This is a genomic window from Flexivirga meconopsidis (assembly GCF_026162425.1).
Classification (GTDB): domain Bacteria; phylum Actinomycetota; class Actinomycetes; order Actinomycetales; family Dermatophilaceae; genus Flexivirga; species Flexivirga meconopsidis.
Map to the genome: position 1 here is coordinate 180,281 of NZ_JAOBQJ010000004.1, position 20,928 is coordinate 201,208.

Genomic DNA, 20,928 nt, shown 5'->3' on the forward strand with positions numbered 1-20,928 from the left:
GCCCGGTCCGCGGCCCGCGTGGTTGCGATCGCTTCGCACTACTGGATAACATATGCGCATACGTGAAGGTATTACCGAATGCGACAGCTGAGGAGCTGGGTATGGGCTCAGGACACAATCACTCACACGCCGGCGGAGTGCACCGCTGGCGACTGCAGGTCTCTTTCGTGCTGGTCTTCAGCTTCTTCTTCGTCGAGCTGGTCTATGGGCTGATCGCCGGATCGCTCGCGCTGCTGAGCGACGCCGGGCACATGGCGGCCGACGTCGTGGCGCTCGGTGCGGCACTCGTCGCGACCCGGCTGGCCAGCAAGCCGGCAGGGGACCGCCGCACCTACGGCTATTACCGCGCCGAGTTGTTCGCCTCCGGCCTCGCCGTGCTGCTCATGCTCGGGGTTTCGGTCTTCATCGTGGTGGAGGCGATCGGTCGCATCGGCACCACTCCGGAGGTGCAGACCGGGCCGGTGCTGATCGTGGGCAGCCTGGGACTGCTCGTCAATCTGATCGCGCTCGGTCTGCTCCGCGCGGGCTCGGGGGAGAGCATCAACGTCAAGGGCGCCTACCTGGAGGTGATGGCCGACACGCTCGGATCCGTCGGCGTCATCGCCTCCGGCATCGCCGTGGCGATGACCTCGAACCCGTTGTGGGACACCGTGATTGCGCTCTTCATCGGTAGCTTCGTGGCGGTGCGAGCAATCATTCTCGGCCGTGAGGTGCTGTCGGTGCTCGGTCAGCAGGCTCCGGCGGACGTGCCTCCCGCGCAGGTGCGCCAGGCGTTGGAGGAGGTGCCGGGGGTGAGCGGCGTACACGACCTGCACGTATGGCGACTGACCTCCGGCATGGACGTGGTCACCGCGCACCTGGTCACCGACGGTGAGCCGCACGGGGTGCTGGACCAGGCGCGGGCGATGCTCGCCGAGCGCTTCCACGTCGAGCACGCCACGCTGCAGGTCGAGCCGACCGTGCACGTCGGCTGCGACCAGGTCAGCTGGTGAGCTACCAGGCCAGGTCCTCGCGGGTCGGGACAAACGGCTCCCACAGCAGCCGCATCCCGGCCTCGTCGGGGGTCAGGTCGGCCTTGCGCTGATTGCACGGTGCGCACGCGGCGACGGCGTTCTCCCAGGAGGTCGCGCCGCCACGCGACTTCGGTAGCACGTGGTCCATCGTGGTGGCCGTCGGCTGTCCGCAGTAGGCGCACTGACCGTGGTCGCGCTTGAGCACGCCCGCCTGGCTGTAGGTCGGGGTGCCGTGCGAGAACTGCTCCCAGGTGATCTTGACCCCGACCTCGGTGAGCTTGATCCCGCCGCGTTTGGCGTAAGCCCACGTCATCTTCACGTAACGGACCAGACGCAGCACCGTCGGCTTCGGGAACGGACCGAAGGTCTCCTCGGGGTGGGACTCCTCGACCGTCGCGACCCCGCGCCACAGCATGTTCATGGCGTGCTTGATCGACACCGTGTGCAACGGCTCGTACCCAGCGTTCAGCACCAACACCGACATGGCAGACCTCCTTCCAGGAGGTATGGTCACCGGTCAACAGCGTCACCCGCGAGCCATTATCCGCGAACTTTGGCGAAACTCTGCGCTTTCCGGGCACTTCTCGGCGGGTTACCGGTGCCAGGTCAGTCGTCGAGCACCTCAATCAGCGGCTCGTAGAGTCGCATGATGCCGAGCGCGTTGCGGTGTTCCTCCGGGCTTGAGCCGGCGCAGCCGGGAGCCCACACCCGGGTCCGGATGCCGGTGTCGGCAATTGCGAGGGCGGTCGACAGGACGCAGCAGTCGGTGGCGATGCCGACCAGGTCGACCGACTGCACGGGACCGATCGCCGTGCGCAGTGCGGTGTCCCACTTGCCGAAGGTGGGCGCGTCGACCACCGGGGCCTGGTCGAGCAGCGGCGCGACGAGTGGATCGAAGGCATAGATGGCCGAGTCCGGAGGCTGCAACGCGAACGGCCAGCGTTCGAAGTACTCCTGCCAGGCACCCTTCGGATCCGGCGGAGCCAGGTAGCGGGTCGCGACGACCGTGCCGTCATACGAGCTGATGCGGCCGGCGATCCGTGGCACGACCGTTTGCGCCATCGGTGACCCCCACGGACTGTGCGGGTCGGTGAAGACCTGCTGCACATCGATGACGATCAGCGCGGACGTCTCGGACATGCCCGCACAGTACGCACCCACCCGGGTCCGCAGGGAGCTATCGGTGAGCGCATGATGGATCGAAGGTGAATTCGATCCGTCGGAAGGGGATGGTGCGCCTCATGTGTCGACTGCTCGGTTGGTCCTGCGAACGCCCGGTCACGGTGTCCGAGGTGCTCGGTGCCCCCGCTCTGGCTCGGTTGCAGGAGCTCGCGACCGTGCACGCACAGGGCTGGGGGATGGCCTGGTATGCCGAGGGCGACCCCGAATTGCACTGGCACCGTTCGGTGTCCGCCGCCGGCGAAGACGGTGACTTCCAGCGGTTCGTGCACGAGACGCCGAGCACCCGCGGCCTGTTGCACCTGCGCCTCGCCACGCCCGGGCTCGGACTCGGCCTGGTCGACACCCACCCGTTCGTCGCCGGCGGCCTCGCGTTCGCACACAACGGCGCGATCGGGCCGATCGACAAGCTGGATCTGCTGCTGCCACCGGGCGCGGAGGAGCCGGAAGGCAGCACGGACAGCGAGCGGTACTTCGCCCGACTGCGCGGCAACCTCGGACACAAGCAAGGCGGTGCCGCGGTCGCGCGTGCCGCCGGTCGGGTGCTGTCCCGCATCCGCTGGCACGACATGTCCACCAACAGCCTGAATGCGCTGCTGCTCACCCCTCGCGAATTGCACCTGATCAGCCTGCACGACCCGGAGGCGGAGCCGACGGTGCAGGTCTGGCCGGCCGACTACCCGACGCATCCGCCATACCTCGATCTGGACCTGTTGCAGCGCGATGGGTTGGCCGTGGTCGCATCGAGCGGCATCCTGCGCGAGGAGGCCGGGACGACGAAGGTAGACCCGGCGAGCGTGGTCACGCTGGACGACGCCGGTCGCGTCACGCGCACCAGTCAGATCACCGAACGCATCGTCAACCCGCTGCGCCGCAGCGCCTGAGCTCCCCAGGATCATCGATGGGTCGAATCACCAGCAGGCACAAGGTCTTACGCATCGACCTCGACCATGGTGAGTCCCGCCGGGTGGAGACGGTCGCGGTCGAGGAACCGCTGGAGATCCGGGTCGGCGACGACGTGCTGACCGTGACCATGCGCACGCCCGGGCACGACATCGAACTCGCGCACGGCCTCCTTCAGGCCGAGGGCATCATCACCGGCCGTGACGACGTGCAGGTGGCGCGCTATTGCGCCGACACCGAGCAGATGAACGTCCTGCAGGTGCTGTTGCGCGGCACCGGCGGGGTGCCGGCGACGGCCCAGCGCAGCCTCATCTCGCATGGCGGCTGCGGGCTGTGCGGCAAGACCAGCATCGACGCGATCACGCAGTCGCCGGCGTTCGGTGGCGGGCCGGCCCGGTCCGACCTGCGCGTGCCGGCCGAGCGCATCGCGCAACTGCCGGATCTGCTGCGCGCGGGGCAGGACGTCTTCGAGCGGACCGGCGGGGTGCACGCGGCCGGGCTGTTCGGTCTGGAGGGGCCGGCGCACGTCATACGGGAGGACATCGGGCGGCACAACGCGGTGGACAAGGTCACCGGCTGGGCGCTGCTGGAACAGCTGCCCACCGAGGACAAGATCCTGATGGTCTCCTCGCGGGCATCCTTCGAGATCGTGCAGAAGACCGCGATGGCCGGGATCGGCGTCCTCGCCTGCGTGTCGGCGCCGTCGAGCCTCGCGATCGAGGCGGCCGAGGAGCTCGGGATCACCCTCATCGCCTATACCCGCGGTCGCCGGATGACGGTGTGCAGCCACACCGGCCGGGTGGTCGTCCCGGCCGGAGCGGGGTGACCGCTTAGCATCGGGGGCGTGAACGACGACCTGAGGTCGCTGCGCGGGCAGCTGTGGACGGTGCCCAACCTGCTGTCGATAGCGCGCCTCATCGGGGTCCCGCTCTTCCTCTGGCTGATCGCCGAGCACCATGACTTGTGGGCGTTCTGGGTGCTGGTGATCTCCGGGGTCACCGACTACCTCGACGGCCAGATCGCCCGCCGATGGGGTCAGGTCACCCGCCTCGGGCAACTGCTCGACCCGCTGGCCGACCGGCTCTACATCCTCTCCACGATCGTCGCCCTCGCCTGGCGCAGCATGATCCCGTGGTGGCTGGTCGCGGTGCTGCTGCTGCGTGAGGTGATGGTCTTCGCCCTCGGCCCGACCCTACGCAAGCACCAATTGCCAATCCCACCAGTGCATTTCATCGGTAAGGCCGCCACGTTCTGTCTCATCTACGGCTTCCCGCTGGTCCTGCTCGGCAGTCTGGACAACGCGTGGGGCCACACCGGGCGGGTCTTCGGCTGGGCGTTCGTGTGGTGGGGGACCGCGCTCTACTGGCTTGCCGGATTGATGTATGTCGGCCAGGTCCGCGGCATGGTGCAGCGGATTCGCACGGTATGACGGGGGCTGCGGACGACGAGCCCGAGGCGGGCGGCCGCAAACCGGCCGACCCGGCGTGGACGATGTCGCTGATCAACAATCTGATGCGGGCGCCGCTCGACCCGGGGTATGCGGCTGCCGCTCGCAAGCGGCAGGCGGCCGGGGCGCCGCGTTCGACCGGTTTGCGGTCCCCGTTGCTCGTCGTTGCCATGGTGGTGATCGGCGTCGGTCTGGCGATCGCTGCGCACGCGCTGCGGGTGCCCGCCGGGGTTGCCGACAAGGAGCGGACCAACCTGATCGACAGCATCGGGAGCCGGCAGAAGCAGATCGACCAAGACACCCGGACGATCAACGACACCCAGGCGGAGATCAACCGGCTGCAGTCGCAGGCGCTCACCCGACAGAACGACACCTCGCTGTCCGACCGGCTGGGCAAGCTGGAGACGCAGACCGGCGGCGGTGCGGCCACCGGGCCGGGACTGACCCTCACCGTCGATGACGCACCCGGCGCCGGCACGGACGCCCAGGGCAACCCGCGCACCGACAGCTCCACCGGTCGGCTCACCTCCACCGATCTGCAGATCGTCGTCAACGGCCTGTGGCAGGCCGGCGCCGAAGGCATCGCGATCAACGGTCAGCGGCTGACGTCGCTGTCCGCGATTCGCTTTGCCGGCCAGGCGATTTTAGTCAATTTCCGGGCACTGACACCGCCATACACGATCTCGGCGATCGGTGGCCCGGGCATGGCGGACGCTTTCCGGGGCGACTCCGGGGGTGCGTATCTGCGCGGCCTCGTCGACGACTACCAGATCAAGGAAAAGCTCGAGACGAGCAAGTCGGTGTCGTTGCCGGCCGCTGCCACCCCCGCACTGGCCTACGCGCATCCGCCGCCCGCCACAGGCTCGAGTTCTTCGCCCTCGACCCGACCGAACCCGTCCCGAACAACTCAGGGAGCGTCCCGCCCATGATCCCGGCCATCGGCCTCGTCGTCGGACTTGTCGTCGGCATCGTCCTGCATCCGGACGTGCCACTGTCGCTGCAGCCTTACCTGCCGATCGCGGTGATCGCCGCGCTGGACGCGGTGTTCGGTGCGGTGCGGGCGGTGCTGGACGGCATCTTCGACGACAAGGTCTTCGTGGTGTCGTTCCTGTCCAATGTGGTCGTCGCCGCGTTGATCGTCTATCTCGGCGATCAGCTCGGCGTCGGCTCGCAACTGTCGACCGGTGTGGTGGTCGTGCTCGGCGTGCGGATCTTCAGCAACGTCGCGGCGATCCGGCGACACCTCTTTCACGCATGAGTGCCGACCGAGACGAGGACACGAACGCAGTGCGGCCCGCAGGTGAGCACAAGCCCGCAGGCGAGGACACGCCGGCCGGCGAGGCGGCTCCGGCCGAGACCGAGAGCGTCCGCACCGGCTGGTCCAGGCTCTGGCGCGCGGCCCGGCCGCGGGCGACCAAGGCGAACGCGCTGATCACCGTGCTGGCATTGGGGCTCGGCGTCGCGATGGTGGCCCAGGTGCGCGAGACTCGCTCCTCCGGGCTTGAGAACCTGCGTCAGGACGATCTGGTCGCGTTGCTCGACGGGGTGAACCAGCAGTCGATCAAGCTCGGGCAGGAGGCCGACCGGCTCACCACCACCCGCGACCGGTTGCGCAGCGGCGGGGGAGACCAGGCGGCGCTGCAGGCGGCGACCGACCGACTGCAGACCCTCGGCATCCTCGCGGGCACGTTGCCAGCGACCGGGCCCGGCATACGGATGACGATCGAGGACCCCGGCAAGGCGGTGAAGTCCTCGGACATCCTCAATGCCGTCGAGGAGCTGCGAGACGCCGGCGCGGAGGCGATCCAGCTGAACGACGTCCGGATCGTCGCGGACAGTTGGTTCGGCACTGGAGCCGACGGCCGGATGGTGGCCGACGGCAAGTCGCTGACCCCGCCATACGTGCTGACCGCGATCGGCGACTCCCACACGATGGCGACCGCGATGGCGATTCCGGGTGGTGTGGTGGACGCGATGAAGCAGCTCGGCGCGACGCCGACGGTGACCTCGGTGCAGACAGCTTCGGTGACTGCGTTGCGGGCGGAGAGCACGCCTCGTTACGCTCAGCCGAGCAGTCCGTGAGTCGGGGCGCCCTGACCGTTCGACTGCGTCAACGTCCCATCGGCAAGGAGACTCATGAGCGACCTCGAATACCCCGGCGACCTGCGCTACACCTCCGATCACGAGTGGGTGAAGGATCAGGGCGAGGGCATCGTCCGGGTCGGTGTGTCGGCGTTCGCGCAGGACGCACTCGGCGACGTGGTCTATGTGAGCCTGCCGGGGGTCGGCGACCAGGTCAGCGCCGGCGACTCGTGCGGTGAGGTCGAGTCGACCAAGTCGGTGAGCGACCTCTACGCCCCGCTGCAGGGTGAGGTCACCGCGATCAACGAGCAGCTCGACGCCACCCCGGAGCTGGTCAACAGCGACCCGTACGGCGACGGCTGGATGTATGAGCTGAAGGTCGCCGATGCCGGTGCACTCGACGGGCTGCTGGACGTCGAGGCGTACAAAGCCTCGCTCAGCTGACCGTCATACCTCTGACTTAGGGTGCTTGAGATGACCAACGATGACAGCGGCGCCGGCGGCGACGGCCGGAGCCTCCCGGACGAGCAGGACTACGCCGGGGGCGACGCGACGACCGCGCGCATCCCGACGGTCGGCGAGCCGTCCGCCCCGGAGCGCATCAGCCAGTCCGAGGTGCGTCTTTCCGCCTCTGATCAGGCGACCATCGACGCGTTGCGGCCGGGCACCGCGCTGTTGCTGGTGCTGCGTGGACCCAACTCCGGGGCCCGCTTCCTGCTCGACGACGCAGAGGTCAGCAGCGGACGTCACCCGGACAGCGACATCTTCCTCGATGACGTGACGGTTTCGCGGCGGCACGCGGTCTTCCGGCGCACCGAGAGCGGATACGCGGTCACCGACGTGGGCTCGCTCAACGGCACGTATGTCAACGGTTCACTGATCGACTCGCGCGACCTGCAGACCGGCGACGAGGTCATGGTCGGCAAGTTCCGTCTCGTCTTCTACGGCGCCGGCACGCCGCAGTCGTGACGGGCCGCGCGCCCGGTCTGACGATCGGCGCGGTGCTGGCCAGGCTGCACGAGGAATTCCCCGACCTGACGCTGTCCAAGGTGCGTTTCCTGGACGCTCAGGGCTTGGTGTCTCCCGAGCGCACCCCGTCGGGCTATCGCCGGTATGACGAGCGCGACGTCGACCGGCTGCGCTTTGTGCTGACGTGCCAGCGGGAGAAATTCTGGCCCCTGAAGGTCATCCGGGAAGCGCTCGACGCCTACGACCGCGGGTTGCGGCCGGCGGCGGAGCCCGACGGCCGCCCCACCGCACCGGCCCCGGCCGCTGACCCAGCACTGGACGGCGTGCGTGCCTTCGAGACTGAGCCGGCGTCCGAGGTGCGGATCACCCCCGAAGAGCTGTTGCGCGCAACCGGCCTGCACCGCGACTCGCTCCAGGATCTCGAGTCGTTCGGTTTGCTGCGGGCAGGGCCGGACGGCCATTTCGGCGGGCTCGACCTGCAGGTCGCGCACGCCGCCGCGAGCCTGTTGTCCTACGGCGTGGAGGCGCGGCATCTGCGTCCGTTCCGCCTGGCAGCCGAGCGCGAGGTTGCGCTGGTCGAGGGTCTGAGCGCTGGGCCGAACGGCTCGGACCGGGAGGAGCTCGTGCGGCAATGCCTTGCTCTGCACCTCGCTCTGGTGCGCGCCGACCTCGCGCGGGAGTAGCGTTGACTCCGTGAGACAGGTCGACGTGATGGGTGTGCGGGTCGAGATGCCGACCAACAAGCCAATCGTGCTGTTACGGGAACGCGACGGGGAGCGCTACGTGCCGATCTGGATCGGCGCACCCGAAGCGACCGCGATCGCGTATGCCCAGCAGGGCGTCACCCCGCCGCGGCCGCTGACCCACGATTTGCTGGTCGACGTGGTGACCGGCCTTGGGCACACGTTGTCCAGCGTGGTGATCACCCGCATGGAGGACAACATCTTCTTCGCCGAACTCGTCGTGGACGGTGACCGGCGGATCAGTTCGCGATCATCGGACGCGATCGCGGTGGCGTTGCGGGCGGACGTGCCGATCTATGTCGACGAGGACATCCTCGATTCGGTCGGGGTCGAGGTGCCGGTGGAGGAAGAGGATGAGGTGGAGCGATTCCGGGAGTTCCTGGACAATGTCTCCGCCGAGGACTTCGAAACCGGTGACGAGGGACCGACGGAACGATGACCGGAAGCTTCACGGTGGAGTTGAAGGTTAGTGTTGAATCCGCGGCCGCGACACGCGCGGCGGTCGTTGATTCGGTGGGCCCGTCGCCATACCTTGGCGGAGCATCACGCACCGCAGTCTGGGCTTGATGTCCCAGTCAAAACGCGCCGCAGCAAGTGGAGGATGTCGTGACCAGCAAGAGTGAAGCGCAGAGCGTGCAGTCCAGTGCACCCGCGCCGATGCAGGAAGCGCTGTTCACCCACGACCTGCCGGAGGAGATGACCGAATCGGTCGGTTATCGCGGCCCGGCGGTCTGCCGTGCGGCGGGCGTCACCTACCGGCAGCTGGACTACTGGGCCCGCACCGGGCTGCTCGAGCCGTCCGTGCGCAACCCCTCGGGGTCTGGTCACCAGCGTCTCTATAGCTTCCGCGACATCCTGGTCGTCAAGGTCATCAAGCGACTGCTGGACACCGGAGTCTCGCTGCAGCAGATCCGGGTCGCGGTCGGCGCGCTTCGGTCGCACGGCGTCTCCGAGCTGGCCGGCATCACGTTGATGTCGGACGGTGCCAGCGTCTACGAGTGCACTTCCGACGACCAGGTGATCGACCTGGTCCGGGGTGGCCAGGGCGTCTTCGGCATCGCGCTCGGCACGGTCTGGCGAGAGGTCGAGGGCTCCCTGTCGGAGCTGCCCGGGGAGCGCCCCGAGGCCGAAGCTCCGGCCGACCACCCGGGTGACGAGCTGCGCGAGCGACGCGCGCGTCGCACCGCCGCCGGCTGACGCCGCGCGCGTGCGCGCCGGCAGCCCGCCGGCCGGATGCTAAAATTTGAGCTGCCGACGACACCGGACGGGAGAGTTCCGCTGCAGCGGAGCGCCGAAGGGGCAACACTCCTCAGAACCTCTCAGGCACCAGGACCATTCGGGTGAGGCAATTCTGAAGGCACCGCCAGGTGGCGACAGTTGGGGAGGCGTGACCCCACCAGTCCGACTCGCCTCGAAGGTGCCGCCTCATGACTGTGCAGAATCTGCCCGACTTCGTCTCCCGCCACATCGGCCCGGCCGACGACGACGTCATCGAAATGCTGAACCTGCTGGGCTATGCCAGCAAGGACGCCCTGATCGAACGGGCGATCCCCGGCGGGATCCGCGCCACCGCAGCACTCGACGTCGCCGCCGCCGAGTCCGAGCCGGCGGTGATCGCCGAGCTGCGCGCGAAGGCCGACCGCAACCAGGTGCTCACCTCGATGATCGGGCTGGGCTACTACGGCACGCACACCCCGCCGGTCGTGCGCCGCAACATCCTGGAAAACCCGGCCTGGTACACCGCCTACACGCCATACCAGCCGGAGATCTCGCAGGGCCGTCTCGAGGCGCTGCTCAACTTCCAGACGGTCGTTGCCGACCTCACCGGCCTGGCGACCGCGGGTGCGTCCCTGCTCGACGAGGCGACCGCGGTCGCCGAGGCGATGACGCTGATGCGCCGCGGGTCGAAGGCGCCCAAGGACGCCGTGCTGCTGATCGACGCCCAGGCGATGCCGCAGTCGATCGCGGTCACCCAGACCCGCGCGCTGCCGCTCGACATCGAGGTCGTCGTCGCCGACCTGCGCGACGTGACCGACGCCGCCGGCCTGCGTGCCGCAGCGGGGGAGCGTGACGTCTTCGGAGTCGTCGTGCAGTACCCGGGCGCGGACGGCGCGATCCACGACTGGCGCGCATTGACCGACGCGGCGCACGAGAGTGGTGCCCTGGTGACCGCCGCCGCCGACCTGCTGGCGCTGACATTGCTCACTCCGCCCGGCGAGTGGGGTGCCGACATCGCAGTCGGCACCAGTCAGCGATTCGGCGTCCCGATGGGCTTCGGCGGCCCGCACGCGGGCTACCTGAGCGTCCGCAAGGGTCTTGAGCGCACCTTGCCGGGCCGCTTGGTCGGGGTGAGTGTGGACGCCGATGGCGCCCCGGCATACCGGCTGGCCTTGCAGACCCGCGAACAGCACATCCGCCGCGAGAAGGCGACGTCGAACATCTGCACCGCCCAGGTGCTGCTCGCCGTGATGGCCTCGATGTATGCCGTGTGGCACGGCCCGCAGGGCCTGGCCCGCATTGCACGCGAGGTGCACGGCAAGGCGACCGGGTTGGCGGAGGCGCTGGGCGCCGGCGGGCTGGAGACGACCGCTGATGCATTCTTCGACACGATCACCGTGGTGGTGCCGGGCCGCGCCGACGCGGTCGTCGAGGCCGCGCGCGAGCGAGGCATCAACGTATGGCGGGTCGACGGCGACCACGTGTCGGTCAGCGTCGACGAGACCACCACCGACGCCGAACTCGCCGAAGTTGCAGCGGCGTTCGGGGTCAACGCTCCGGTGCCCGGCGACGGCGAGCCGACCTGGGCAAAGGCGCTGCAGCGGACCAGCGACTACCTGACCCACCCGGTCTTCTCCAGCCACCACAGCGAGACCGCGATGCTGCGCTACCTGCGCACGCTGGCCGACCGCGACTACGCGCTGGACCGCGGGATGATCCCACTCGGCTCCTGCACGATGAAGCTCAACGCGACCACCGAGATGGAGGCCATCACCTGGCCGGAGTTCGCGTCGCTGCACCCGTTCGCGCCGGCCGACCAGACCGAGGGCATCCGCGAGCTGATCGCCGACCTCGAGCAGTGGCTGTGCGCGATCACCGGCTACGACTCGGTGTCCCTGCAGCCCAACGCCGGCTCGCAGGGGGAGCTGGCCGGTCTGCTCGCGATCCGCGGCTACCACGAGGCGCGCGGTGAGACCGGCCGCAACGTCTGCCTGATCCCCGCCTCGGCGCACGGCACGAACGCTGCGTCTGCGGTGATGGCCGGCATGAAGGTCGTCGTGGTCGGCACCGCGCCGAGCGGTGAGGTCGACATGGACGATCTGAAGCTGAAGATCAAGGAGCACGGCGAGCAGCTCGCCGCGATCATGGTCACCTATCCGTCCACGCACGGCGTCTTCGAGGACACCATCTCCGAGCTGTGCTCACTGGTGCACGAGGCGGGCGGCCAGGTCTACGTCGACGGCGCCAACCTCAACGCGCTCGTGGGCCTGGCGCAGCCGGGCAAGTTCGGCGGCGACGTGTCGCACCTCAACCTGCACAAGACGTTCTGCATCCCGCACGGCGGCGGCGGTCCCGGCGTCGGGCCGATCGGCGTGCGGGAGCACCTGGCGCCATACCTGCCGTCGCACCCGTTCGCACAGGAGCTCACGGGGGAGACCGGGCCGGTGTCGGCCGCGCCATACGGCTCGGCGTCGATCCTGCCGATCTCGTGGGCGTACGTGCGGCTGATGGGTGGCGAGGGTCTGACGAAGGCCACCGAGACGGCGGTGCTGTCGGCCAATTACGTTGCCAAGAGGCTGGATTCGCACTACCCGGTGCTGTACGCCGGTGACGACGGCCTCGTCGCACACGAGTGCATCCTAGATCTGCGCGGCCTCACCAAGGAGTCCGGCGTCACCGTCGACGACGTCGCCAAGCGCCTGATCGACTACGGCTTCCATGCGCCGACCATGTCGTTCCCGGTGGCCGGCACGCTGATGGTCGAGCCGACCGAGAGCGAGTCGCTGGAGGAGCTGGACCGCTTCTGCGACGCGATGATCGCCATCCGTGGCGAGATCCAGGACGTGCTCGACGGCAAGGTCACGGCGGCCGACTCGGTGCTGCGGCACGCGCCGCATACTGCGTTGTCGCTGACCGCCGAGTGGGAGCACCCCTACACCCGCGCCGAGGCCGCTTACCCGGCCGGTGTCGACCCGATGCGGAAGTACTGGGCACCGGTCCGCCGCATCGACGGCGCGCACGGCGACCGCAACCTGATCTGCTCCTGCCCGGCGCCGGAGGCTTTCGAGGACTGACCCGGATTGCGGCCGGCGCGCGAGGCTGGGGCCGGCGCGCGAGGCTGGAGCCGGAGTGCGAGCTCGACGCGCGAGGCCGGAGCCGGCGCGCGAGGCCGGAGCCGGCGCGCGAGGCCGGTTGGAGTCCCCAACCGCGCATAACTCACCGAAAAGGTGGCTGACGCGCCGTGGGCGCGGCAGATCACGGCGCGTCGCGGACCTATTCGGTGAGTTTTGCGCGCGATCGGTGGTCGCTGACGCAACCGAGCGCTGCTCGCTCAGTCGGGCCCCGCGGTGGTCAGGCAGAAGGGGTGCCCGGCCGAGTCGAGCAGCACCCGGAACAGATCCGGCTGCGGCTGGGCATCGGCCTCGACCGCGCCCAGCTCGACCGCGCGGGCAACCGGCCCGTCGAGCTCGTCGACGGCGATGTCGAAGTGGATGATCCCGGCTTCGCCCGGCGCCGGCCACGTCGGGCGCCGGTAGTCCTCGACCCGCATCGCCGTCAGGTAGACGCCGCCGACGTCGGTCACGATCACCGCGTCGTCGGGCGAGCGGAAGAACTCGGTGCCGTCGAGTAGTTGGCGGTAGAAGTCGGCGAGTTGGTTGGTGTCGGCGCACTGCACGGACACCGATGCCAAGGTGCCGACAGCGGGCGTGCGGGTGGTGGCTGAGGTCGTATCGGGCATGCAGCCACTCTGCCAGCGGCCGGGGACATGGGGTGCGTCCGGCCGGTGGCGTGCATAACTCGAAACGGTTGCGGGTTGTGCACGCGGGGCGGGCCGGTGGCGTGCATAACTCGAAACGGTTGCGGGTTGTGCACGCGGGGCGGGCCGGTGGCGTGCATAACTCGAAACGGTTGCGGGTTGTGCACGCGGGGCCGGCCGGTGGCGTGCATAACTCGAAACAGTTGCGCCTTGTGCACGCGGGACAGGCCCGTGACCGTCAGTCCGCCGACCAGCCGGTGAGTCGCCAGCCGTCGGCGCCGAGCTCGGTCTCGGCATAGCCGCAATTAACGAAAGCCCTTGGGGTGACACCGTTTTCGATGGCGAGCAGGTGCCGCACCAGCAGGGTGAGTATGCCGCCGTGCGCGACCACGAGCACAGTCTCCCCGGGGTGCCGGTCGGCGATCTCCTCCAGCACGGCGCGCCCTCGCGCAACGACCTCGGCCCCCGACTCGCCGCCCGGAATACGCGCGGACAGGTCGCCGTCCAGCCAGGCGCGGAAAGTCGGGGCGAAGGGGTCGTCACCGGTGCGGTCGGCGCCGGCGAAATCGCCAACCGCAAACTCCTGCAGCGCGCTTCGGGTGGTCACGTCCACGCCGAGGGCCGCCGCCGCGATCTCGGCGGTCTGCACGGCCCGCGCCATCGTGCTGCAGTAGGCGTGCGCCACTCGGCGACTGTGCAGATCCGCCGCCAGTCCGGCAGCCTGCGCGCGGCCGACCGAGGTCAGGCTGCCGCCCTCGTCCGCCCAGGTCGGGGCTTCATAGCCGGCTTCTCCGTGCCGGGCGAGGATCACGGTGGCCGGGCAGTGCAGCGACATACCAGTCTCAGGCGCGAATCGTGCTGAGGTAGTTGCCGATTCGGTCGATCGCCTCGGTGAGCACCTCGACGTCGGGTAACGTCACGAGCCGGAAGTGATCGGGCTCGAACCAGTTGAAGCCGGTGCCGTGGGTGACCAGAATCTTTTCGGCGCGCAGCAGGTCGATCACAAACTGCTGGTCGTCCTCGATCGGGTAGACCTCCGGGTCCAGTCGTGGGAAGCAGTAGAGCGCCCCGCGGGGCTCGACGCAGCTGACGCCGGGGATCTTGTTGAGCAGCCGGGACGCAGTCGTCGCCTGCTCGAAGAAGCGGCCGCCGGGCCCGATGAGTTCGCCCACCGACTGGTAGCCGCCGAGTGCGGTCTGGATCGCGTGCTGCCCGGGCACGTTGGCACACATCCGCATGTTGGCCAGCAGCGTCAGCCCCTCCAGGAAGTCCGCCGCGGCATTCTTCGGCCCGGAGATCATCAGCCAGCCGGCACGGTAGCCGCAGACCCGGTAGGCCTTCGACAGTCCGCTGAAGGTCAGGCAGAGCACGTCATCACCGGCGAAGGTGGCCGCGTGGTGGTGCTCGGCGTCGCCGAAGAGGATCTTCTCGTAGATCTCGTCGACCATCACGACCAGGTCGTGGCGGCGCGCGATGTCGACCAGCCCCTTGACGGTCTCCTCCGAATAGACAGCACCCGTGGGGTTGTTCGGGTTGATGATGACGAGCGCGTGGGTGTGCTCGGTGATCTTGGACTCGATGTCGGCGAGATCGGGGTTCCAGTCGTTCGACTCGTCACAGCGGTAGTGCACCGGCGTGCCCCCCGCCAGCGACACGGCCCCGGTCCAGAGCGGATAGTCCGGCGCCGGGATCAGGATCTCGTTGCCGTCGTCGACGAAGGCCTGCAGCACCATGCTGATCAGTTCGGACACGCCGTTGCCGATGAAGACGTCCTCGACATGGGTGTCGGTCAGGCCGTGGCTCTGGTAATACTGCGCGACGGCCGTGCGGGCGGAGTAGATGCCGCGGCTGTCGCTGTAACCCTGCGACTGCGGCAGGTTGTGGATCATGTCCTGCAGCACGGCATCGGGCGCGTCGAAGCCGAACGGGGCGGTATTGCCGATGTTGAGCTTGAGGATCCGGTGACCCTCGGCCTCCAGACGCTCGGCCTCCACGAGGATCGGGCCGCGCACGTCATAGCGGACGTCCTGGAGCTTGTTCGACTGCTTGATCTGGCGCACGAACTCAAGACTCGCACGTGTCGCGTCCCGGAGCACGCACGTTTAACCGGTGGACATCTGGTGTCGCGCGCTCACTACGATCCGGCCATGGCGAAGGTGGAGCAGGTGACCGAAAACGACTGGGCGCGGCTGCGCGCAGTGCGGCTGCGTGCGCTTGCCGACGCCCCGGAGATGTTCGGCTCGAACCTGGCCCGCGAGGAGGCCTTCGACGAAGCCGAGTGGCGCCGACGGGCTGCCCGACCGGTGACGTTCCTCGCCTCCGTCGACGGAGCCGATGTCGGTATGACGGGGGTCTTCGACTTCGACGGTGCGTGGTGCGTGATGGGGATGTGGCTGGCTCCGGAGGTCCGCGGTGCCGGCATCGTCGACGAATTGATATGCGCCTGTGCGGATTTCGTCCGGAGGGCCGGCGTGGACCGGGTGACGCTGGGCGTCATGGAGGACAACCCGCGCGGCATTCGCGCCTATGAACGCAACGGTTTCGTGGCGACCGGGGCACGCGAGCACGTGCGCGACGGCCGCGACGAACTGTGGATGGTCAAGGACCTGCCCTGAGAGTTCGCCGCGGCGGCGCGCAGCCCTCAGCTGCGCTCGTCCACAGTCTTGCGGCTGCCGTCGTCCTTCAGCGCGTATGACGGCAGTTGCTGCAACACCAGCTTGTTGCCGTCCGGGTCGGTGACGTAGAGGAAGCGCCCCCACTCCTGCTCGTCGACCGGTCCGGTCTGCACGCCCTTGCCGGTGAGTTCGGAGAGGGCGGCGTCGGCGTCGTCGATGACGAACATGACGCCCTGCTGGGTGCCCGGCTGCATCTCGACCACGCCTTCGCCGATCACGATCGAGCACGCCGAACCGGGCGGGGTGAGCTGGACGAAGCGGATGCCCTCGACGGGCCGCTCGTCGAAGTCGGCGTGGAAGCCGAGTTGGTCGGTGTAGAACGCCTTGGCGCGGTCGACGTCGGTGACGGGCATCGGGACGACTTCGAGCTTCAGGTCCATCGCATCTCCTCGGTGGGTGCCGATCTGATGCGACTCACGCTAGGAGAAGGAGCGGACAGAGTCGGTCCGCAGAGTCACGCGACCTCGGCCGCGTCCCCGCCGCGCACTTCGAGGGTGGATCCGGTGGCCGTCTTACGGACCTGCACCTGCGCCGGAATGCGGGTGCGCAACTCCGGCACGTGGCTGACGATGCCGACCGACCGGCCTCCGGCGCGCAGCTGGTCGAGCACCGTCATCACCAGCTCCAGTGTCTCGTCGTCCAGCGAGCCGAAACCCTCGTCAACCAACAGCGTCTCCAGGTGACGACCACCCGCGGCCTCGAGGACCGCCTCGCCAAGACCGAGTGCGAGCGCGAGCGAGGCCATGAACGACTCACCGCCGGAAAGCGTTGCGGTGTCACGGGTTTGACCGGTCCAGGCGTCCCGCACCCGGAGGCCGAGACCGCTCTTGCCGCCACGTGCCGCGAGCTCGTCGGTGTGCTCCAGGCGGTAGCGACCGTCGGTCATCACGGCGAGCTTCTCGTTGGCGAGCGCGGTGACGGTCTCCAGTCGCGCAGCCAAGACGTATGACGTGAGCCGCATCCGCAGCGCGTTCTCCCCACCGCCGGTCACGGCCGCGGCGATCCTCGTCGCGACCTCCGACCGCGCACGCAGTGGTGCTGACTTCCGTTCGGCTTCGGCGGCTTCGGCCGCGATGCGTTGCACCGCGAGATGCGCCCGCTCGATCGTGCGGGCGTCGTCGTAAGCCGATTTGGCCAGGCGCTCCGCCTCGTGCAACTCTCGCTCGGCGGTAGCGACCTCGGCGGGCGGCGCGGCGACTGCCGTCGCCACGTCTGGCTGTTCGAGCACCCCGGTCGCCTTGGCCCGGGTCGTGCGGGCGGACTCAAGCTGCTGCGCCAACCGGGTCGCCTCGACCGGGGTCATCCGCGCTTCCGCGGCCGCAGCCGCGGTGTCGAAACCGCACTCGGCCAGCACGGCTTCGAGCTCGGCGCGGGCGTCGCGCGCCTCCTGGTCCGCGCTGACCTGCTTGCGGACCGCGGCGAGCAGGTCGTCCAGCAGACCCGCGACCCTGGAGTGGCCGGCAAGCACGTCGGCGGAGGTCGTGCAGCCGCAAGCGGTCCGGTGCTCTTCGAGCATGTCCTGAAGCCGCTCCTCCGATGCGGACAACCGGGTGGTCGCCTCCTGCACGCGGGTGCGGGCGGCCACCACCGACTCGCGTGCCGCCGCGATCTCCTGATGATCGATCTCGAGCCGCTGTCTCGCGGCCTCGATCTCTCGGTCGGCGTTGGTGACTTCGCGAGCGGCCGTTTCGGCGTCCCGCACCTCGCGAGCTGCCTGTTCGGCCGCCGGCGCCAGCAGGTCCGCCAGAGCACGCACCGTCAACGGCACCTGGGCGTCGAGCTGATCTGTGTCGCGGGCCAGCGCGGCTGCGCCTGGCTGCAGCACCTGGACCGATGCGGCGATCGCGGCGTGCGGGTCGTCGTCGAGCTCGGCGTAGCCGGGCACCGGTATCCGGGCGAAGTGTCCGGCCTGGTCGAGCACCTCGGTGAGCGCTGCGCTGGCGATGCCGCGCGCGGTCGACCGGGCGGCGCTGTGTTCGTCGGCGACCTGTCGCGCGGAGACGGCGCTCTGCTCGGCGGCGTCGACCTGCTCTGGTGTCACGGTTTTCTCGTCTGGCGTTGCGCGATGCGGGTGTTCGCAGGAACCGCACACCGGACACGGCTCGCCCTGCCGCAGCCCACCGGCAAGCTCGGCGGCGATGCCGGACACTCGCCGCGACCGGAGCGCGATCACCGTCTCCTCCGCACGGATCCAACGCTGCTGTGCATCCCGATGTGCTTGGTCGCAATGGACCGTCTGGTCGATCGCCCGCATGGCGGATGTGACCGCACGGCGCAGTCCCGAGAGCGCCTGGTGCCACTCACCACGAATCGTCAGCAGTGCGGCGACCTGGGCCAGGTCGGCACGGGCCTGGCGTTGCCGCTCGAAGTCCTCGATCGCGGCGTTGAGCGCTGCCTGCAGCCTGCCCGCCTGCTGTTCGGTCGCGGTCAACGCACGCTGCGCGACCTGCAGGTCGCGGCGCTGCTGTGATCGCTGCGAAATGAGCTCCTGATGGCCGGCCAGTGCTGCGTCCCCGGCGGATCGTCGTTCGAGCAGGGAGTCGAGCCGTCCCTCGAACGCACCGACACCGGGCTCGGGGACCGACCAATCGGTCGCCGCATCCAGCAGCTGCCGACTGTCCGCGACCAGCTGGCCGGCGGTGCGCGCGGCGGCGCGCCGACGTGACTCGGCGGCGATCACCGGCTGACAGCGCCCGGCACGGTCGGCCAGCTCAAGCCGCTCCTGTGCAGCCTGCATCGACTCGTGCTGCGCGTCGAGGTGGGCGAGGGCCCGGGCGGCCTGCTCGGCCTGCCGCTGCAGTGCTGCCAATGCACGCTGTTGGTCGAACACGACCCGCGCCGACTCACTTCGGACCTGCGCGGCGTCCGCCGTCGCCATCGCGGCGGTCGATCGGCCCGCGAGCTCGGCCGCCCGCAGGTCGAGGTCGACTTCGTCGGCCTCCCCAGGTGCCTCGCCCTCGGGGGCCGGCTCGGTGACCGCCGCCAGGTGCTCCTGGGCTCGGGCAAACAAGGTCGCCCGGTGCGAGTCTGCTTCTCGGACAGCGGTTTCCAACTGCTTGCGGTGCTCGGTCAGCCAGTCCTCGATGTCCCGAAAGTCGGTGATGTCGAAGAGCCGTTCGAGTAGTTTGCCGCGCTCGTCAGGCTTGGCCCGCAGGAAAGCCGCGAAATCGCCCTGCGGCAGCATGACGACCTGGGCGAACTGCTCCAGTGCCATGCCGAGCAGGTCGTCGATCACCTGGGCCGCCTCGTCGGCGCGGGCGGCCGACGTCGTCCAGCCGCCGGCGTGACGCTCCTCGAGCACGACGCTCGCGCGTTGCATCCGGGTGCCGGTGCCGCGCTTCTTGGGCACCTCGTGGTCGGGGGAGCGACGCACCCGCAGCCGGCGGTCCCCGACGCTGAATTCGAGCTCCACCTCGGGCCGGGCGTCCGGGGCAGCGTGATCGCTGCGCAACGACCCCCGGTGCCGCTGACGTGCACCGGGGACACCGGCGAAGAGCGCGAAGCAGATCGCGTCGAGGATGCTGGTCTTGCCGGACCCGGTCGGGCCGTGGATCAGGTGCAGGCCGGCCGCGCCCAGCTCGTCGAAGTCGATCTCCTCGACGCCGGCGAAGGGCCCGAACGCCTGCAGTCGCAGATGATGAAGTTTCATCGCGTGTCGCCGGTCATGCCACGCCCGACTCCCGGCCGACGGCACGTTGGCCCTCGGCGCGGTCCCGGCCATCGCGTGCGACGCGAGTTTGCTCCACAGCGGTGACCAGCAGGTCACGCTCGGCCTCGCTGGCGGCCGCACCTCCTCGCGTGTGCTCCAGGAAGTCGCAGCACAGCTCGAGCGTGCTACGGCCCGCATGCCGGCTGGCATAGCTGCGTTCGGTCAGCGGAACCACTTGCTGCTCGAAGAGGATCTGCACGGTGTGCGGGAAGCGGGATCGCAGCCGCTCCATGGCGCCGAGCGGCCGGGTGCGGTCGGTGAGAGTGATTTGGCACCAGGCGCTTTCGGCATACGCCAGAGACTGGTCGGCGAGCAGGTCGTCCAGGGTGCCGCGCAGCCGAGCCAGCGGTCGCTGCACCGGCGCCTCGATCAACTCGTATGCCGTGCCCGCCTGCGAAACCTCCAGCAGCACCGAACTCTTGCGGTGATCGGACTCGGAGAAGGACATGGCAACCGGCGACCCGGAGTATCGACCGATCTCACCGACCGACTGTGCGCCGTGCAGGTGGCCGAGCGCGGTGTAGGCGACACCGTCGAAGACACTCGCCGGCACCGCCGAGGTGCCGCCGACGCCGATGTCACGCTCGGAGTCGGACGTGGTGGACCCGACCACGAAGGCGTGCGCCATCACCACTGCGGGCAGCCCGCGCTCGGTGGCGTCGGCTCGCACCCGGTCCATGGCTGCGCGCAGGACCCCGGCGTGAGTCGCCTCCGCTGCCAGCGCCGACGCGGTCACCGACGGCTCGAGGTAGGGCAGCGGGTAGATGGCGACATCACCGAGCAGCACCGGCCGGCCAATCGACGAAGGGTTGGTGCGCACGTGCACCCCGCCGAGCTCGAGCACCCGGGACCCGAAACCGAGCCGCACCGCGGAGTCGTGGTTGCCGGAGGAGAGCACCACGTGGGCACCGGCTTCCCGCAGCCGCACGAGGGTGTCGTCGAGCAGCTGCACGCTCTCCGGCGCCGGCAGCGCGCGGTCGTAGATGTCCCCGGACACCAGCACGGCGTCGACGCGCTCGGAGCCCACCACCTCGACCAGGTGCTCGAGGTAGGCGGCCTGCGCATCGAGCAGCGGGGCGCCGTGGAACCTGCGTCCCAGGTGCCAGTCCGAGGTGTGGATCAGCCGCATGCCCAGCAGGTTAAGAGCCGCCACCGACAAGGCCGCGGAGGTGGCCCGGCGTTTCAGCCGCCCGAACGAATCTGCGGCTCCAGCCGCATCGCGCCGATGAATGT

At 69.3% G+C, this 20,928-nt stretch carries 22 protein-coding genes and 1 riboswitch; of the genes, 14 read left to right on the plus strand and 8 right to left on the minus strand.

Annotated features, from left to right (window positions below; all coding sequences use genetic code 11):
* The first annotated feature begins 101 nt into the window (after positions 1-101).
* Complete coding sequence (locus tag N2M23_RS14370; RefSeq protein WP_265446377.1) at positions 102-992, plus strand: cation diffusion facilitator family transporter; 891 nt, start codon at positions 102-104, stop codon at positions 990-992.
* A gap of 1 nt (position 993) precedes the next feature.
* On the opposite strand, the gene N2M23_RS14375 is transcribed toward N2M23_RS14370, so the two are convergent.
* Together N2M23_RS14375 and N2M23_RS14380 are read right to left on the minus strand one after the other, a co-directional pair.
* On the minus strand, positions 994-1,497 hold the full coding sequence (locus tag N2M23_RS14375; RefSeq protein WP_265446379.1) for an HNH endonuclease: 504 nt from the start codon (positions 1,495-1,497) through the stop codon (positions 994-996).
* 122 nt (positions 1,498-1,619) lie between these two features.
* The gene (locus N2M23_RS14380) at positions 1,620-2,153 is read right to left on the minus strand and encodes a cysteine hydrolase family protein (RefSeq protein WP_265446380.1); all 534 of its coding nucleotides are present in this window, start codon (positions 2,151-2,153) and stop codon (positions 1,620-1,622) included.
* A 101-nt stretch (positions 2,154-2,254) separates the two neighbouring features.
* Between N2M23_RS14380 and N2M23_RS14385 the strand changes: the two genes are divergently transcribed.
* The 12 genes from N2M23_RS14385 (at position 2,255) to gcvP (ending at position 12,628) form a co-directional block, all read left to right on the plus strand.
* Positions 2,255-3,076: a class II glutamine amidotransferase gene (locus tag N2M23_RS14385; protein WP_265446381.1), complete on the plus strand. Its 822-nt coding sequence runs from the start codon at positions 2,255-2,257 to the stop codon at positions 3,074-3,076.
* A 17-nt stretch (positions 3,077-3,093) separates the two neighbouring features.
* Positions 3,094-3,921, plus strand: a complete 828-nt coding sequence (fdhD, locus tag N2M23_RS14390; protein ID WP_265446382.1) for a formate dehydrogenase accessory sulfurtransferase FdhD — start codon at positions 3,094-3,096, stop codon at positions 3,919-3,921.
* Positions 3,922-3,939: 18 nt separating this feature from the next.
* A complete protein-coding gene (gene clsA, locus N2M23_RS14395) occupies positions 3,940-4,524 on the plus strand; it encodes a cardiolipin synthase ClsA (protein WP_265446383.1) in 585 nt (194 codons plus the stop codon).
* Positions 4,521-5,471 carry a DUF881 domain-containing protein gene (locus N2M23_RS14400; RefSeq protein ID WP_265446385.1) on the plus strand — a complete coding sequence of 317 codons (951 nt, stop codon included), beginning with the start codon at positions 4,521-4,523 and terminating at the stop codon, positions 5,469-5,471. The genes clsA and N2M23_RS14400 overlap by 4 nt, the downstream gene beginning before the upstream one ends.
* Positions 5,468-5,800, plus strand: coding sequence for a small basic family protein (locus N2M23_RS14405; RefSeq protein ID WP_171157714.1), 333 nt, complete (start codon positions 5,468-5,470; stop codon positions 5,798-5,800). The genes N2M23_RS14400 and N2M23_RS14405 overlap by 4 nt, the downstream gene beginning before the upstream one ends.
* On the plus strand, positions 5,797-6,624 hold the full coding sequence (locus tag N2M23_RS14410; RefSeq protein ID WP_265446387.1) for a DUF881 domain-containing protein: 828 nt from the start codon (positions 5,797-5,799) through the stop codon (positions 6,622-6,624). The genes N2M23_RS14405 and N2M23_RS14410 overlap by 4 nt, the downstream gene beginning before the upstream one ends.
* Before the next feature lie 54 nt (positions 6,625-6,678).
* Complete coding sequence (gene gcvH, locus N2M23_RS14415; RefSeq protein ID WP_265446389.1) at positions 6,679-7,068, plus strand: glycine cleavage system protein GcvH; 390 nt, start codon at positions 6,679-6,681, stop codon at positions 7,066-7,068.
* A 30-nt stretch (positions 7,069-7,098) separates the two neighbouring features.
* Entirely contained in the window at positions 7,099-7,593 is a 495-nt protein-coding gene (locus N2M23_RS14420; RefSeq protein WP_279672272.1) for an FHA domain-containing protein, read from the plus strand.
* Positions 7,590-8,276 carry a transcriptional regulator FtsR gene (ftsR, locus tag N2M23_RS14425; RefSeq protein ID WP_265446391.1) on the plus strand — a complete coding sequence of 229 codons (687 nt, stop codon included), beginning with the start codon at positions 7,590-7,592 and terminating at the stop codon, positions 8,274-8,276. Before N2M23_RS14420 ends, ftsR begins: the two co-directional genes overlap by 4 nt.
* A 10-nt stretch (positions 8,277-8,286) precedes the next feature.
* Positions 8,287-8,775: a bifunctional nuclease family protein gene (locus tag N2M23_RS14430; protein ID WP_265446393.1), complete on the plus strand. Its 489-nt coding sequence runs from the start codon at positions 8,287-8,289 to the stop codon at positions 8,773-8,775.
* Positions 8,776-8,993: 218 nt separating this feature from the next.
* The gene (locus tag N2M23_RS14435; RefSeq protein ID WP_265446976.1) at positions 8,994-9,533 is read left to right on the plus strand and encodes a MerR family transcriptional regulator; all 540 of its coding nucleotides are present in this window, start codon (positions 8,994-8,996) and stop codon (positions 9,531-9,533) included.
* A gap of 58 nt (positions 9,534-9,591) precedes the next feature.
* A riboswitch (glycine riboswitch) is annotated at positions 9,592-9,681 on the plus strand.
* A gap of 82 nt (positions 9,682-9,763) precedes the next feature.
* A complete protein-coding gene (gcvP, locus tag N2M23_RS14440) occupies positions 9,764-12,628 on the plus strand; it encodes an aminomethyl-transferring glycine dehydrogenase (protein WP_265446395.1) in 2,865 nt (954 codons plus the stop codon).
* 257 nt (positions 12,629-12,885) lie between these two features.
* Here gcvP and N2M23_RS14445 read toward each other — a convergent pair whose 3' ends face one another.
* The 3 genes from N2M23_RS14445 to N2M23_RS14455 all read right to left on the minus strand — a co-directional run bounded on the left by N2M23_RS14445 (position 12,886) and on the right by N2M23_RS14455 (position 15,371).
* Complete coding sequence (locus N2M23_RS14445) at positions 12,886-13,293, minus strand: VOC family protein (RefSeq protein ID WP_265446396.1); 408 nt, start codon at positions 13,291-13,293, stop codon at positions 12,886-12,888.
* Positions 13,294-13,549: 256 nt separating this feature from the next.
* The gene (locus N2M23_RS14450; RefSeq protein WP_265446397.1) at positions 13,550-14,146 is read right to left on the minus strand and encodes a histidine phosphatase family protein; all 597 of its coding nucleotides are present in this window, start codon (positions 14,144-14,146) and stop codon (positions 13,550-13,552) included.
* Positions 14,147-14,153: 7 nt separating this feature from the next.
* The gene (locus N2M23_RS14455; RefSeq protein WP_265446398.1) at positions 14,154-15,371 is read right to left on the minus strand and encodes a pyridoxal phosphate-dependent aminotransferase; all 1,218 of its coding nucleotides are present in this window, start codon (positions 15,369-15,371) and stop codon (positions 14,154-14,156) included.
* Positions 15,372-15,458: 87 nt separating this feature from the next.
* On the opposite strand from N2M23_RS14455, the gene N2M23_RS14460 reads away from it, so the two are divergent.
* Positions 15,459-15,926 carry a GNAT family N-acetyltransferase gene (locus tag N2M23_RS14460; RefSeq protein ID WP_265446399.1) on the plus strand — a complete coding sequence of 156 codons (468 nt, stop codon included), beginning with the start codon at positions 15,459-15,461 and terminating at the stop codon, positions 15,924-15,926.
* A 26-nt stretch (positions 15,927-15,952) separates the two neighbouring features.
* Here N2M23_RS14460 and N2M23_RS14465 read toward each other — a convergent pair whose 3' ends face one another.
* From N2M23_RS14465 to N2M23_RS14475, 3 genes are all read right to left on the minus strand, one after another.
* Entirely contained in the window at positions 15,953-16,366 is a 414-nt protein-coding gene (locus tag N2M23_RS14465) for a glyoxalase superfamily protein (protein WP_265446401.1), read from the minus strand.
* Between the two features lie 74 nt (positions 16,367-16,440).
* Positions 16,441-19,635, minus strand: a complete 3,195-nt coding sequence (locus tag N2M23_RS14470) for an AAA family ATPase (RefSeq protein WP_265446402.1) — start codon at positions 19,633-19,635, stop codon at positions 16,441-16,443.
* A gap of 13 nt (positions 19,636-19,648) precedes the next feature.
* A complete protein-coding gene (locus N2M23_RS14475; RefSeq protein ID WP_265446403.1) occupies positions 19,649-20,824 on the minus strand; it encodes an exonuclease SbcCD subunit D in 1,176 nt (391 codons plus the stop codon).
* Positions 20,825-20,928 lie beyond the last annotated feature (104 nt).

What these genes read in the sequence shown, in the direction of transcription:
- N2M23_RS14370 (WP_265446377.1), top strand. Translation starts at nt 102, where the DNA reads ATGGGCTCAGGACACAATCACTCACACGCCGGCGGAGTGCACCGCTGG.
- N2M23_RS14375 (WP_265446379.1), bottom strand. Translation starts at nt 1,497, where the DNA reads ATGTCGGTGTTGGTGCTGAACGCTGGGTACGAGCCGTTGCACACGGTG.
- N2M23_RS14380 (WP_265446380.1), bottom strand. Translation starts at nt 2,153, where the DNA reads ATGTCCGAGACGTCCGCGCTGATCGTCATCGATGTGCAGCAGGTCTTC.
- N2M23_RS14385 (WP_265446381.1), top strand. Translation starts at nt 2,255, where the DNA reads ATGTGTCGACTGCTCGGTTGGTCCTGCGAACGCCCGGTCACGGTGTCC.
- fdhD (WP_265446382.1), top strand. Translation starts at nt 3,094, where the DNA reads ATGGGTCGAATCACCAGCAGGCACAAGGTCTTACGCATCGACCTCGAC.
- N2M23_RS14400 (WP_265446385.1), top strand. Translation starts at nt 4,521, where the DNA reads ATGACGGGGGCTGCGGACGACGAGCCCGAGGCGGGCGGCCGCAAACCG.
- N2M23_RS14405 (WP_171157714.1), top strand. Translation starts at nt 5,468, where the DNA reads ATGATCCCGGCCATCGGCCTCGTCGTCGGACTTGTCGTCGGCATCGTC.
- N2M23_RS14410 (WP_265446387.1), top strand. Translation starts at nt 5,797, where the DNA reads ATGAGTGCCGACCGAGACGAGGACACGAACGCAGTGCGGCCCGCAGGT.
- gcvH (WP_265446389.1), top strand. Translation starts at nt 6,679, where the DNA reads ATGAGCGACCTCGAATACCCCGGCGACCTGCGCTACACCTCCGATCAC.
- N2M23_RS14420 (WP_279672272.1), top strand. Translation starts at nt 7,099, where the DNA reads ATGACCAACGATGACAGCGGCGCCGGCGGCGACGGCCGGAGCCTCCCG.
- N2M23_RS14435 (WP_265446976.1), top strand. Translation starts at nt 8,994, where the DNA reads ATGCAGGAAGCGCTGTTCACCCACGACCTGCCGGAGGAGATGACCGAA.
- gcvP (WP_265446395.1), top strand. Translation starts at nt 9,764, where the DNA reads ATGACTGTGCAGAATCTGCCCGACTTCGTCTCCCGCCACATCGGCCCG.
- N2M23_RS14445 (WP_265446396.1), bottom strand. Translation starts at nt 13,293, where the DNA reads ATGCCCGATACGACCTCAGCCACCACCCGCACGCCCGCTGTCGGCACC.
- N2M23_RS14450 (WP_265446397.1), bottom strand. Translation starts at nt 14,146, where the DNA reads ATGTCGCTGCACTGCCCGGCCACCGTGATCCTCGCCCGGCACGGAGAA.
- N2M23_RS14460 (WP_265446399.1), top strand. Translation starts at nt 15,459, where the DNA reads ATGGCGAAGGTGGAGCAGGTGACCGAAAACGACTGGGCGCGGCTGCGC.
- N2M23_RS14465 (WP_265446401.1), bottom strand. Translation starts at nt 16,366, where the DNA reads ATGGACCTGAAGCTCGAAGTCGTCCCGATGCCCGTCACCGACGTCGAC.
- N2M23_RS14470 (WP_265446402.1), bottom strand. Translation starts at nt 19,635, where the DNA reads ATGAAACTTCATCATCTGCGACTGCAGGCGTTCGGGCCCTTCGCCGGC.
- N2M23_RS14475 (WP_265446403.1), bottom strand. Translation starts at nt 20,824, where the DNA reads ATGCGGCTGATCCACACCTCGGACTGGCACCTGGGACGCAGGTTCCAC.